Consider the following 12,640-nt stretch of genomic DNA (forward strand, 5'->3'; position numbering starts at 1 on the left):
CTTGGAAGAAATTAAATGTATCGGTTGTGGAATTACAATCCAAACGGAAGACCCGAAATTGGAAGGCTTTACACCACCAGCTTCTTTAGAAAAAGAAGACGTTATCTGTAAGCGTTGTTTCAGGCTGCGCAATTATAATGAATTGCAACCTGTATCTTTATCAGGGGATGATTTCCTAGCCATTTTAAATGGCATTGGACAAAAAAATGGATTAGTCGTAAAAATCGTTGACATATTCGATTTCAATGGCAGTTGGATTAATGGATTGCACCGCTTCGTAGGTGACAAAGATATTTTATTAATCGGTAATAAAGCTGACATCTTACCGAAATCAATAAATCCGAACCGACTTATCAATTGGATGAAAGCTGAAGCGTCAAAACTTGGGCTAAAACCTGTTGACGTATTGCTTGTCTCGGCTCATAAAGGACAAGGGATGGAAGAAGCACTCGAGGCAATTGATAAATATCGTCGTGGTAAGGATGTCTACGTTGTCGGCTGTACAAACGTTGGAAAATCAACGTTTATCAATCGAATCATCAAAGGTGCTACTGGTATTGGGGAAGTTATTACGACATCCCATTTCCCAGGAACTACTTTAGACCTTGTAGAAATCCCGTTTGAAGATGGTAAAGCAATCTACGATACACCTGGTATCATAAATAACCATCAGATTGCGCATCACTTGGATGCAAATGATTTGAAAGCAATTACACCTAAAAAAGAACTAAAACCGAAAGTATTTCAGCTTAACGCCGAACAGACATTGTACATAGGTGGTCTGTCTCGATTCGACTTTATTTCCGGTGCTCGCTCTTCGTTCACAATTCATGTTTCAAATGAATTAACAATTCACCGGACGAAGCTATCAAATGCAGATGCTTTGTACAAAGAGCACCTCGGCGGGATGCTATCACCGCCATCCGGGGAATCACTTGAGACACTGCCGCCATTTGTCCGTCATGAATTTTCGATTAAAAAAGCGAAAACGGATATTGTCATTTCTGGACTTGGCTGGATTACAATTCAACATCCGGATGTCGTGGTCGCTGTACATGCACCGCGTGGGGTAGATGTCGTGCTACGCCCTTCATTAATCTAAGGGGGAGCTCGCTATGAAAAAGTGGTATGCGGTTATTGGAGATCCAATCGCACAATCGATGTCACCGAGTATGCATGAAACGTGGTTTAATGATAATGGTATAAATGCGACCTATATTCCTATCCACGTGACTACAGAAAGACTTCGTGAAGCGGTGGAGGGTTTGAAAAACTTAGGGTGCTCGGGTTGGAACGTTACAGTTCCCCATAAAAGCGCTATTATTCCATTCCTAAATCAGTTGGATTCATCCGCCGAGCAGATGAATGCAGTGAATACAGTTCACGTTCTTGAGGATGGCACTCTAGTAGGCTCCAATACGGACGGTAAGGGATTTGTCCGTTCGTTGGAAGAAGCTTATGGCATGCAGTGCAAGGACAAAAAAGTTCTCGTAATTGGAGCGGGTGGCGCTGCACGTGGTATCGCCTTTGCCCTAGACTCTGCGGGATACGGTCCTATCTTTTTTGTGAATCGAACGCTTGAAAAGGCCGAGAAATTAGCAACAGAACTTTCCGATTCGACTGTATTATCGTTTGAAGAGGCAGAATTGTCGCTTTCCGAATTCGGTTTGATTATACAAACAACTTCCGTGGGGATGAACTTTGCTCAAAAAGGTATGCCTTTAAGTATGGACAATGTTTCTGAAGGAACTGTTGTTGCAGATATTATATACAACCCGCTTGAAACGGATTTTCTTTTAGAAGCCCGTAAAAGAGGAGCATATACGCTAAATGGGGTTGGTATGTTTGTCCATCAAGGAGCGCTCGCATTTGAGACTTGGACAGAAATACGACCCGATACAGGATTAATGATTGAAAAAATAACGACAACTCTTGGAGGATAATCATGTTAACTAACAAACAAAAAAGCTTTCTTCGCAGCGAATCGAATCGTTTACAACCCCATGTCCATATTGGTAAAAGTGGTTTGACAGCATCGGTTATTACACAAATTGAAGAAGCGCTTGAAGCAAAAGAATTAATCAAAGTAACGATTTTACAAAACTGCGAACAAGACAAAAAAGAAATAGCTGCAAAACTTGAAGAACAAGCAGGAATTGAAGTTGTTCAAGAAATCGGAAAAATTATCGTTTTATATAAAGAATCTGTAGAGAAAAAACGGATCGAACTTCCATAAGGAGGTAAGAGACAAATGAAAAAGGTTGGCGTACTTGGCGGCACATTCAATCCGCCTCACATCGGCCATCTAATCGTTGCAAATGAAGTGAAACATGCACTGGGGCTAGATGAAGTTCGGCTAATGCCAACAGCAATTCCACCTCATAAAAAGGCTCCAGGTGATGCAACTGCTGACCAACGATTACAAATGGTGAACATTGCAGTAAAGGATTTACAAGGATTAACCGCATCTGCTTTTGAAGTGGACCGGGGCGGAATTTCCTATACGTTTGATACCATGGAACAATTGACAAAAAAAGAACCGAATGTTGAGTTTTATTTTATCATTGGCGGGGATAATATTGATATATTGTCGAAATGGTACCGGATTGAAGAACTCGTCACGATTGTCAATTTAGTGGGTATTGGTCGACCAGGTTCTATCGGGGAAACTGATTTTCCAATCATCATGGTGGATACTCCACAAATTGAATTATCTTCAACTTTGATAAGGCAGCGCTTCACCGTAAACGGGACCGTACAATTTCTAATTCCACCTATAGTTGAATTGTTTATTCGAGAGGAGGAATTGTATGGAAGTTGCCCAGCTGAAGAAAGAAATCTCTAACCGTATGCCGAAAGAACGTTTTGAACATGTACTACGCGTAACAGAGACAGCGAAAAGACTGGCTGAAAAATATCAAATTTCAGTGCAAAAAGCGGAGCAGGCAGCACTATTTCATGACATCGCCAAATTCATGGACAAATCGGCTCTTCTGGGCAAACTTGAAATGGACAACGGGGATCCTCGACTGTATTCATTTCATCATGAATTGTGGCATGCTCCAGTCGGTGCAATCATAGCCCGGGATGAATTTGGAATTACAGACCTGGACATTTTGAACGCAATTCGTTATCATACAACCGGTCGGGCAAATATGTCCCTGCTTGAGAAACTCATCTATATTTCAGATATGATTGAACCTGGACGCAGTTTTTCTGGGGTAGACGATTTAAGAGATATGGCTGAAAAGGATCTTGATCTAACAATGGAGGCTTGCATCTATCAGTCGGTGCAATTTCTAGTGAATAAAAGAGTTCCCGTTTATCCGGACTCGTTAGACTGTTACAATGAGTTAATAAGAAGGGAACAGTGAAGTTATGACTACATTATTAGAAACAGCTTATAGAGCGATTGACGATAAAAAAGGTGAAGACATCGTAGTATTGAATATGGAAGGGGTATCGCTAATCGCGGACCAATTCATCATCTGTCACGCGAATTCAGGGCGCCAAGTACAAGCAATTGCGAAAGAAGTTGCTGACAAAGCTGCTGAAGCAGGATTCGCATCTAGAAGAATTGAAGGTATGGATATGGCAAGATGGGTTCTCGTCGATCTTGGCGATGTAGTTGTCCATGTATTCCATAAAGATGAACGAGGCTATTACAACCTTGAAAAGCTGTGGGGAGACGCTCCTACGCTCGATATGGCTACAGAAAAATGAACCGTGCTTATTCCGAATTCGCTTCTGTCTATGATGAACTGATGACCGAAATTCCTTATGATGCCTACATCGAGTTAATCGATGTAGCGGCAGGGGGAATTGCCGGAAAACGTGTATTGGATATCGGATGTGGAACAGGTCTTTTATCTGTGAAGCTTGCAAAGCAAGGAGCACAAGTGACTGGAATCGATCTTTCCGCTGACATGTTAAATGTAGCGGAAGAACGAGCTCGGTCTCTTTCTTTATCTATGCAATTTTTCGAACAGCCAATGCAACAACTAAAAGGTTTTACAGATTTTGATATTGCCGTTATCGCAATTGATTCGTTAAATTATTTGCAAAACCGTGAAGATGTGGTATCTACATTCAAGCATATCCATTCGGCTCTTGCAGTTGGCGGAAAACTAATATTTGATGTGCATTCCACCTTTAAAACAGACGTAATTTTAATGGAAGGCCCATTTACATTTGATAATGGTCGAATTGCATACATATGGGAAGCAGAAGAAGGGGAAGACATCCACTCCGTTTATTCGGAACTGGCCTTCTTCGTCAAGGGTGATAATGAATTATTTAGACGTTTCGATGAGGTCCATATGCAACGTACATTTCCGGTTGCTGAATACGCAAATATGTTGATGGACACGGGCTTTCAAATAGAGCGGATTTTTGCTGATTGGGAAGATGAGGCTCCGCATGAAGAAAGTGAACGAATATTTTTCCAAGTGCGAAAATAACCCTTTTCAAATGGAGTTCTTTCAACTATAGTTGAAGGAACTCCATTTGGATGCCGCCGAGGAAAGGGTGAACGTTCTGTTTCTTTCGTTTGTATCCGGTAAATGGCGTAAGATTATTACCCCCATTGCAGCAATCGCTGTACTAGCCGCTTTTCTGTTCTATCCCAAAGGACAGGCTGACAACACTGAGTTTGTCATGAGCGATCAAAACCCATACCCTGAATTGACTAAAGAACATAATGAAAAAGTAGAAGTAGAGGAAACGACTATTCCAATCACTCCTGTTGTCGTCGTTGTCGACGTAAAAGGGGCAGTCCAGAACCCGGGTGTTTACGCAATGCAAGATGGTGATCGTCTGATTGACGCTATCAATGCGGCAGGTGGTTATTTGCCAAAAGCCGATTCACGCATGTTAAATCATGCCATGAAACTAGCGGACGAGTATGTTATCTATGTACCGATTGAAGGAGAAGACCTAATTGAGATGCCCGTTGTAGCAACTAACGAGATAAGTGCTCAACAAAGTGACGGGAAAATCAATATTAATACAGCAGACGAAAAAGAATTGATGACTATCCCTGGAATAGGTCCGTCGAAAGCTGCAGCAATCATCCAGTACCGAACGGATAATGGACTTTTTCAATCGCCTGAAGCATTAATGGACATATCTGGAATTGGTCAGAAAACATTTGAAAAACTAGAATCACAAATTACAGTGAATTGATCGGGAGGTCATTTCTTCTTGACTGTACCGAACGAAAAAAGTATTGGAGGCATTCGAATGGAGCGAATAACGTGGGACCAGTTCTTCATAGCCCAGTGCCATCTATTAGCGTTACGGAGTACTTGTACCAGACTTTCTGTCGGTGCATCAATTGTTAGGGATAACCGCATCATAGCAGGCGGCTATAACGGTTCCATTTCGGGTGGCGATCATTGTATCGACCACGGTTGCTATGTAGTTGGCAATCACTGTGTAAGAACAATCCATGCGGAAATGAACGCGTTATTGCAATGTTCGAAGTACGGTATACCTGTTGCCGGTTCAACGCTGTATGTTACTCACTTTCCGTGTCTGCAGTGTTCCAAAGCAATTATACAGGCAGGTATCAAACAAGTAGTTTATGCAACTGACTATAAAAATGACGAATATGCATTAAAGTTGTTTGAACAATCAGGAGTTACTGTTGAGCATGTTTCATTCGATGAAAAGAAAGTCGACTTTTCCAGCGATAATAAATTAGATCTTTTTAACGAAATACTTCAGAAGATGCAATTGCTTGGAATTGAAAATGAGGAACTTACCCCTTACAGGCAAAGGGTTGATGACTTATTCGGCAAATGATTTCCCGTGTTCGTTTTATGTATATAGCCATTCCGGTAGCCGTATCAGTTTTTGCTGCATACGGTCCGGCTTATCTGTTAATTTGTAATCTTTTTCTACTTCCTATCTTCTTGAGCAGAAAAGAAGATTTCCTCACTCCTATCCTCGCGGTTGCGGCCGCTATCTCTTCTTTTTTTTACATCTCAGCAACAATCCCCATCATTCAAGAAACCGGTGATGCAACCCTTTCCTTCAATTGGACCGAGAATGTAAAAGTCGACGGTGCTAAAATAAAAGGTTTTGCTAAGACTTCGTCAGGTGCAACGATATACGCCATCTATTCGATTGAAAGTGAACAGGAAAAAAACCAGTTCCTTAAAATGAATATTCCATCAGTGACATTTACGATGTCGGGTTCATATCGCGAACCTGATATTCCATCGCATGACTATTCTTTTAATATGTTGAAATATATGAAAATGTATGGTGCATCAGCAATATTTGAATCAGAGACAATGATTCAAGCAGTCAAGAAGTCGGATTTCAGGACCAGTCTATCCAATCATAGATGGAAAGTGAAAAATCATATCGAGGCTACATTTCCGAAAACACTCATAGTAGAGGCAGAGGCGTTGTTGATTGGAGATCGCAGTGGGATGGATGAAGACCTAGCTACAAATTATAGGATACTTGGTATTACTCATTTATTTGCAATTTCGGGGCTTCATGTAGGTTTATTGACCTTTATGCTACGGGAATTATTAATCAGGGCATCGATAAGAAGAGAAACGATAGACACACTGATAATGGTCTTGCTGCCTCTTTACGCAGTTATGGCGGGTGGGGCACCTTCTGTGTGGCGGGCAGTATCAGTGACCATTATCGTCCTACTGGCTTCTTCAGGGAGGGTAAGGATGAGGCTTGATGATGCTCTTGCGATAAGTGCAGTTTGTTTTCTTCTTTATCAACCATTCGTTCTGTTCCAGCCGGGTTTTCAACTGTCCTATTTAGCTGCTTGTTCACTTGTCTATTCTTCGGGTATCCTATCTAAAGCAAAGACTACTTTAGGTGTATCATTCCTTGTCACTTCAATTAGTCAACTGTCATTGTATCCCGTCCTGCTTATACACTTTTATGAGCTATCTATTTCATCATTCGTCGTCAATCTTGCATACGTTCCCTTGTATTCAATCATTATTTTACCGGCAAATATTATTCTTCTCTTCATGACATTTCTCTCGCCAAAAGTAGCTGATGTGTTATTCATGTTATATGTGCCTTTCAGAGAAACAGTAGGCTTGATAACAAGTTGGATTGCATCCTTACCGTATCAATTATGGACACCTGGAAAACCAAATGAATTATGTGCCTTTATAGCTTTTGTGGGCGTGTTATTGTTTTTTATCCGTTGTGAAGAGGGTTCAAAGGCTATTCGCTCTTTGCCTTTGGTAATCGTACCTGCACTGTTCATCCATGTTGTTCCATATATGGATGGTTCTTTGAAAGTAACCTTTTTGGATGTTGGTCAAGGGGATAGTATCGTTATCGAAATGCCTTATCGGAGGGCCGTGTATGTTATTGATGCAGGTGGAACTATCACATTTGGAGAACCGAATTGGAAAACACCTGTAAAAAAATTTGAAGTTGGTAGAAAAATCGTCGTCCCTTTTTTGAAAGGGAGCGGTATTACAACGATTAATAAAATGATAATTTCTCATGCCGATTCAGATCATGTGGAAGGGGCGGATGAAGTTTTAGAAGAGGTAAGCGTTAAGGAAATTCATATTTCACCAGGAAGTGAAATGGAAATAGCTATGAAAGATGTAAAGTGGATTGCAAAAGAGAAGAGGATTCCAATTCTATCAATGAAGGAAGGCGTTTCGTGGAATGAAGGACAATCATCATTTCATTATATAGCACCAAAAGAGGGAAAGTATGAGGGGAATTCAAGTTCACTTGTATTATTCCTAAAGACAGCTGGACTTTCTTTTTTATTTACAGGAGATCTGGAACTAGAGGGGGAAAAACAAATTCTTCGCAAGTACGGTAATTCCAATTTTGGAACTATCATTTTGAAAGCGGGTCACCACGGCAGCAAGACTTCAAGTTCGGAACCGTTTGTTCATGCGCTGCAACCTGAGTTAACGATTTTTTCTGCAGGTAGGAACAGTAGGTATGGACACCCCCATCCAGAAGTCGTTGAGACATTTAGAAAACATGGGTTGCGAACGATGTCAACAGCTGAATCTGGGTCTATTACTGTCATTCAAAAAAAAGACCGTTTTGAAATCACAGATATGACAGAATGAAACAGGACACTGCATCCTGGATAGGATGTGGTGTCCTGTTTCATACAAACATATTAACTAGCGATGAAGTCGATTATTGTAGCAACAACAAAAATTGCTGAAAATGCTACGAAAGCGACTATGAAGCCGATTCCTGAATCGATTAGATCATTACGTTTGGACTGTACATCATGCTCAAACTCATTCATTGCTACACCTCCTGATTCCATTATAGTATAGATGATTTCAAGGTTAAAATCCATAGCTATCAACTTTTTATATGTGAATGAGTGTATATGACACAATTTGTTCACCAATGATTTGCTATACTGTATAATTGTAAAGCATTTAAAGGGAAGAGGTGAATAATGTGGCGACTGCAATTTGGAAGAAAATAGCCGCAGGAGAAATCGAACCTGTCTATCTATTGACCGGGCTCGAACAGCATTTATTCGACTCAACAATTAGCCGACTAAAAAAAGCATTACCTGATATTGATGAAGGCTCCGTCATACGTTTTGATTTAGACGAGACGCCAGTTGAAGTGGTTATCGAGGAAGCTGATACACTGCCATTCCTGGAAGATCGCAAGTTAATCATTGCAGGTAATGCCTCTTTTCTAAAAGCGCAAGATAAAACACGGGAAAAAGTGACGCATAATTTAACGCTGCTGGAGACGTGGCTTGCAAACCCTTCTCCGACAGCGACAGTTGTATTTATAGCACCGTATGAAAAACTTGACGCTAGAAAAAGAATTACGAAAATAATGAAAGAACATGCCACTGTTATCGAATCAAAAAGACTGCAGGGAAAAGATCTTTTTACCTGGATTCAACAGGAGGTAAGTACAAATGGTTCCAGAATCAGCCCGGACGACGCAGAATTCCTTGTGAAAATGGCAGGGGATGACTTGTTGACCTTGTCATCCGAAATCATTAAAATGACTACATATTTGAACGGGGAAGGTGCTATCACAGCAGATGTGATTGAGTCACTTGTACCGCGTACGCCAGAAATAGATGTCTTCCGTTTAACAGATGCTTACGTCACTGGAAAAGTATCGAATACTGTTGCGATCTATCGTGATTTACTACGCAATGGTGAGGAACCAATTATGTTGACATCTCTTATTGCTAGTCAAGTGAGGCTCATGGTACATGTTGGCTTGCTACAAAAAAAGGGCTATCAGCAGCATCAAATTGCAAAAACGTTAAGTGTTCATCCATACAGGGTAAAACTAATGATGGAAAACAGGGGGCTGCCGAGTTCGGAACGATTGCTCGTCATTTTGAATAAACTTGCAGGTATCGACTACAAACTGAAAACCTCAAGTGGAAAAAGGGAACGGATATTGGAATTGTTCTTTATGGAACCTCTAAGGAAATGACGGAAGAATAGTGCAGATGTCTGTGGAGTGGTAGGAAGTCTAAGGGAGCCGCGTCGCATGCCCGAGCAGAATGCAGTTCAATCCTTCCTAACAGGACTGTTTTCTGAACTGTGCTTATGCAAAGTATCCAATTTGGAAGATATATAATGCAAAAAAAAAGGTCGTCCAAAAATCGGGCGGCCTTTTTTAGTATGAAAATTAAAGTGCTTTTTTAGTAAGACGTGCTTTTTGACGTGATGCAGTATTTTTATGGATAAGGCCTTTACGTGCAGCTGTATCCATTTTCTTGATTGCATCTCTTAGTAAGCCAGTAGCGTTTTCGTCTTTAGCGTCAAGAGCAGTTTCAGCTTTACGTACAGCAGTACGCATTGCGTGTTTTACATTCGAGTTTTGCTCGTTTGCAGCATTGCTTTGTTTTACGCGTTTGATTGCAGATTTAATGTTTGGCATTTCATTCACCTCCAGTTTCAGGTAAGGCAAGAGTGTTTCCACGAAGTTTCGGATATCTCTTTCACAACAAGCATTATTTTATCAAATTTAGCGCGAGATTGCAAGAACAAAAGTGCTGTGTACTTGTTCAGCCATGATAAGTACGGAAATGCTTTTAGCCTAGGTGTTCTTTGCTTTTGCCTTATGGACTGCAGCGACTCGAGGGATTAGGTAGAAGAGTCTAGCCTAGACAAGTTTACAAGTCGCTCGCAAAAAGTCGAGCCACCAGGTAAATGTAAATAATATGAGAATAAAGAATACTTTCATGGCACATCGCACAAACTTGAAAGTGAGGTGATTATATGGAGAAGTTCGATTTTTATAGAACGGATCTTGTGGATGAAAGTGAGGAAATGGTTCGCCACCGAACAGCAAGTGAAAAAAACCGGTTGAAGGAATCGGAGGGTGTACTATTCGGTGAATCAAGATTAGGACGGGTCATCTTGACATCTGTAACCGTTGATGCACAAGGAGAAAAAAAGATTGGAAAGAAAAAAGGAACATATATTACACTGACAGTTCCGGCACTTACAGCTGATGATCAGGAAGGACTTAGTGACATGTCCAGGGTGCTGATTCAAAAACTGGATGAAATGCTTGCGGATGTAGTGTCGCTTAAAACAGGAAAGATACTCTTAATAGGACTAGGTAATCGCGATATCACACCTGATGCGGTCGGGCCACTGACAATGGATCGGCTACGGGGAATTGTACCTGACTATTATTCTGATGAAGGCAGTGAGGTATTTGTATATGCGCCCGGAGTGACAATTCAAACGGGTCTGGAAACAGCAGATTTTGTAAAAGCCGTCACCAATGAAATAAAACCCGACTTACTAATTGTAATAGATGCTCTTGCAGCAAGGGATAGCTCGAGATTGTGCCGTACGATTCAATTGACGGATACGGGTATACATCCGGGTTCAGGGGTTGGTAATAGTCGAAAAGAAATATCACAGGATATGCTAGGTATTCCTGTCATAGCTATTGGCATCCCAACAGTAGTTGATGGTCCAGTTCTAATAGCGGATGCTATAAATACAATGTTTGGTTATATTGCTTCCAAAATCGAAGAAAAAAACAGTCCATCATCACGCCTTTCTGTATCACCGTGGTTGCATAGTGAAAATAAGGATGCTGACAGGGCAAATTTGCTTCCGATTTTCGGTGATTGGGCAACATGGCCACATGAAGATCGTATTCAGTTATTTGAAGAAGTGTTGACGAATCATGAACTTCGTACGTTCGTTTCACCTAAGGAAATTGACGCTTGGGTTTCTTTATATGCAGAAACTCTTGCAGATTCATTATCGACCTGGATTGCCAATATAAAAAACAGTCATTGACCTCTGTTCCAAAGCATATAGTTGGAACACGGAGGGATGCCATTTGAAAAAGACACTGCAAATATGGGGCACACTTATTTTATTTCTCTTTCTGTTCCCTGTGTTTATCACAACACTGCCTGAGGGACAGACAGTGAAATCTTCCAACCTCGTGAAAGAATCTCCATACATGGTATACGCCGCAAATATTATGGAAGAGGAAACGATTCAAGTGACGGAAGAAAAAGCAAAAGCGCTGCTGTATTTTACACATTCGCACGAGGCATATAAGCCTGTTACACATGCGAAAAATGGTAAAATTGCCGTCTCACATCAAACGGAGAATATTACAAAGTTTGGAGAGAAACTTCAAACGCAATTACTGTTTAATGGTATTGATACGGATATGTTAGCTGTTGAAGTGCCTCATAGCGGTGCCTATAAAAAAATTCGGCCACACGTGAAAAAACAATTACAAGAAAAAAAGTATGATTTGATAATTGACCTGCATAGGGATTCCGTTGGTCCAGAGAAAACCACAATTTCTCATAATGACCAAAAATACGCAAAAGTAGCGTTTGTTATAGGAATGGAACACCCGAACTATAAACAGAATCGTGCAAATGCAGTTCTACTAAAAAACGAAATGGAACTTCTTGTCCCTGGAATTACCCGTAACTTGGTAATGAAACACGGAGCAGGCGTAGATGGGAAATACAATCAGGATCTCGATTCATCTCTCCTCGTTGTTGAACTTGGAGGAATCGGGAACGCTGAAGATGAATTAAACAGGACAATTGCGGTACTAGGGAAGGCGGCAGCAACAGTCATTGCAAATTCAAAGCATGTTGAATAATGAAGTATGCGCTGTTCTACGCTTTAATTCATAGAAGTAAAATTGAATTGAAACCTTGTGGTATCAATGGTTTTGTGGGATGTTTTTTTATTCTGATACCGTGACAGAATTTGGATGTGAGTACAAGCATATGTGACCAATCAGTTACTCATGTCCTGATTGGTTTTTTGCTTCCTCATAAGATAACCAAATTTCGAGGATGCTTCACGTTTCCGTTCTTTAGTGACATGCAAATATATACCCGTCGTTGTCCTATCGCTTTAGTGACCGAGTCTAGCCATGATTTCAGGTAAACACACCGGCCACCTCAAGTAGGGAAGTATGGGTGTGTCTTAGGCTATGTGGAGATAATCGTTTTTTTATCCCGCTTTGATTTAGAGTAGTCTTCGTTCGGTAGGTTACCTGTCAAGGTCAACTGCCGAGATCAGATACTAAGGATAATGAAATTGTAGGATATTATATAGTGTGGAATCAGTAACAGATAGTGTAATGGAAAAACTAATCTTTATTC

15 protein-coding genes and 1 pseudogene are annotated in these 12,640 nt (G+C 40.8%); 13 read left to right on the forward strand and 3 right to left on the reverse strand.

Annotation, left to right across the window (positions count from 1 at the left end; genetic code table 11):
* The first annotated feature begins 1 nt into the window (after window position 1).
* From yqeH to AC25Y6_RS04260, 10 genes are all read left to right on the forward strand, one after another.
* A complete protein-coding gene (gene yqeH, locus AC25Y6_RS04215; RefSeq protein ID WP_482100800.1) occupies window positions 2-1,102 on the forward strand; it encodes a ribosome biogenesis GTPase YqeH in 1,101 nt (366 codons plus the stop codon).
* A 13-nt stretch (window positions 1,103-1,115) separates the two neighbouring features.
* Window positions 1,116-1,943 carry a shikimate dehydrogenase gene (gene aroE / locus AC25Y6_RS04220; RefSeq protein ID WP_488142145.1) on the forward strand — a complete coding sequence of 276 codons (828 nt, stop codon included), beginning with the start codon at window positions 1,116-1,118 and terminating at the stop codon, window positions 1,941-1,943.
* Window positions 1,944-1,945: 2 nt separating this feature from the next.
* On the forward strand, window positions 1,946-2,236 hold the full coding sequence (yhbY, locus tag AC25Y6_RS04225) for a ribosome assembly RNA-binding protein YhbY (RefSeq protein ID WP_482100798.1): 291 nt from the start codon (window positions 1,946-1,948) through the stop codon (window positions 2,234-2,236).
* A gap of 15 nt (window positions 2,237-2,251) precedes the next feature.
* Complete coding sequence (locus tag AC25Y6_RS04230; RefSeq protein ID WP_488142146.1) at window positions 2,252-2,845, forward strand: nicotinate-nucleotide adenylyltransferase; 594 nt, start codon at window positions 2,252-2,254, stop codon at window positions 2,843-2,845.
* Window positions 2,811-3,374 carry a bis(5'-nucleosyl)-tetraphosphatase (symmetrical) YqeK gene (gene yqeK / locus AC25Y6_RS04235; protein ID WP_482100796.1) on the forward strand — a complete coding sequence of 188 codons (564 nt, stop codon included), beginning with the start codon at window positions 2,811-2,813 and terminating at the stop codon, window positions 3,372-3,374. Before AC25Y6_RS04230 ends, yqeK begins: the two co-directional genes overlap by 35 nt.
* Window positions 3,375-3,378: 4 nt before the next feature.
* The gene (gene rsfS, locus AC25Y6_RS04240; RefSeq protein ID WP_482100795.1) at window positions 3,379-3,723 is read left to right on the forward strand and encodes a ribosome silencing factor; all 345 of its coding nucleotides are present in this window, start codon (window positions 3,379-3,381) and stop codon (window positions 3,721-3,723) included.
* Window positions 3,720-4,460, forward strand: coding sequence for a class I SAM-dependent DNA methyltransferase (locus AC25Y6_RS04245; protein WP_488142147.1), 741 nt, complete (start codon window positions 3,720-3,722; stop codon window positions 4,458-4,460). The genes rsfS and AC25Y6_RS04245 overlap by 4 nt, the downstream gene beginning before the upstream one ends.
* Window positions 4,461-4,506: 46 nt before the next feature.
* Window positions 4,507-5,184, forward strand: a complete 678-nt coding sequence (locus AC25Y6_RS04250) for a helix-hairpin-helix domain-containing protein (protein WP_482100793.1) — start codon at window positions 4,507-4,509, stop codon at window positions 5,182-5,184.
* Window positions 5,185-5,241: 57 nt separating this feature from the next.
* Window positions 5,242-5,805: a ComE operon protein 2 gene (locus AC25Y6_RS04255; RefSeq protein WP_488142219.1), complete on the forward strand. Its 564-nt coding sequence runs from the start codon at window positions 5,242-5,244 to the stop codon at window positions 5,803-5,805.
* Between the two features lie 110 nt (window positions 5,806-5,915).
* Complete coding sequence (locus tag AC25Y6_RS04260; RefSeq protein ID WP_488142148.1) at window positions 5,916-8,093, forward strand: DNA internalization-related competence protein ComEC/Rec2; 2,178 nt, start codon at window positions 5,916-5,918, stop codon at window positions 8,091-8,093.
* Window positions 8,094-8,146: 53 nt separating this feature from the next.
* On the opposite strand, the gene AC25Y6_RS04265 is transcribed toward AC25Y6_RS04260, so the two are convergent.
* Window positions 8,147-8,281, reverse strand: coding sequence for a YqzM family protein (locus tag AC25Y6_RS04265; RefSeq protein ID WP_482100791.1), 135 nt, complete (start codon window positions 8,279-8,281; stop codon window positions 8,147-8,149).
* Window positions 8,282-8,442: 161 nt separating this feature from the next.
* Here AC25Y6_RS04265 and holA point away from each other — a divergent pair, with 161 nt between their 5' ends.
* Window positions 8,443-9,459: a DNA polymerase III subunit delta gene (gene holA / locus AC25Y6_RS04270; RefSeq protein WP_482105292.1), complete on the forward strand. Its 1,017-nt coding sequence runs from the start codon at window positions 8,443-8,445 to the stop codon at window positions 9,457-9,459.
* Window positions 9,460-9,657: 198 nt separating this feature from the next.
* Here holA and rpsT read toward each other — a convergent pair whose 3' ends face one another.
* A complete protein-coding gene (gene rpsT, locus AC25Y6_RS04275; protein ID WP_482100789.1) occupies window positions 9,658-9,909 on the reverse strand; it encodes a 30S ribosomal protein S20 in 252 nt (83 codons plus the stop codon).
* 341 nt (window positions 9,910-10,250) lie between these two features.
* Here rpsT and gpr point away from each other — a divergent pair, with 341 nt between their 5' ends.
* Together gpr and spoIIP are read left to right on the forward strand one after the other, a co-directional pair.
* Window positions 10,251-11,294, forward strand: coding sequence for a GPR endopeptidase (gene gpr, locus AC25Y6_RS04280; protein WP_488142149.1), 1,044 nt, complete (start codon window positions 10,251-10,253; stop codon window positions 11,292-11,294).
* Between the two features lie 43 nt (window positions 11,295-11,337).
* The gene (gene spoIIP, locus AC25Y6_RS04285; RefSeq protein ID WP_482105290.1) at window positions 11,338-12,129 is read left to right on the forward strand and encodes a stage II sporulation protein P; all 792 of its coding nucleotides are present in this window, start codon (window positions 11,338-11,340) and stop codon (window positions 12,127-12,129) included.
* 140 nt (window positions 12,130-12,269) lie between these two features.
* Here the strand turns inward: spoIIP and AC25Y6_RS04290 are convergent.
* Window positions 12,270-12,480: pseudogene (locus AC25Y6_RS04290) on the reverse strand (tyrosine-type recombinase/integrase); the annotation flags it as partial.
* Window positions 12,481-12,640: the final 160 nt, after the last annotated feature.

The organism is Sporosarcina sp. Y1004, assembly GCF_057669665.1.

Coding starts and splice junctions, on each gene's coding strand:
- yhbY (WP_482100798.1), top strand. CDS start 1,946: ATGTTAACTAACAAACAAAAAAGCTTTCTTCGCAGCGAATCGAATCGT.
- AC25Y6_RS04230 (WP_488142146.1), top strand. CDS start 2,252: ATGAAAAAGGTTGGCGTACTTGGCGGCACATTCAATCCGCCTCACATC.
- yqeK (WP_482100796.1), top strand. CDS start 2,811: ATGGAAGTTGCCCAGCTGAAGAAAGAAATCTCTAACCGTATGCCGAAA.
- AC25Y6_RS04245 (WP_488142147.1), top strand. CDS start 3,720: ATGAACCGTGCTTATTCCGAATTCGCTTCTGTCTATGATGAACTGATG.
- rsfS (WP_482100795.1), top strand. CDS start 3,379: ATGACTACATTATTAGAAACAGCTTATAGAGCGATTGACGATAAAAAA.
- aroE (WP_488142145.1), top strand. CDS start 1,116: ATGAAAAAGTGGTATGCGGTTATTGGAGATCCAATCGCACAATCGATG.
- AC25Y6_RS04255 (WP_488142219.1), top strand. CDS start 5,242: ATGGAGCGAATAACGTGGGACCAGTTCTTCATAGCCCAGTGCCATCTA.
- AC25Y6_RS04265 (WP_482100791.1), bottom strand. CDS start 8,281: ATGAATGAGTTTGAGCATGATGTACAGTCCAAACGTAATGATCTAATC.
- rpsT (WP_482100789.1), bottom strand. CDS start 9,909: ATGCCAAACATTAAATCTGCAATCAAACGCGTAAAACAAAGCAATGCT.
- gpr (WP_488142149.1), top strand. CDS start 10,251: ATGGAGAAGTTCGATTTTTATAGAACGGATCTTGTGGATGAAAGTGAG.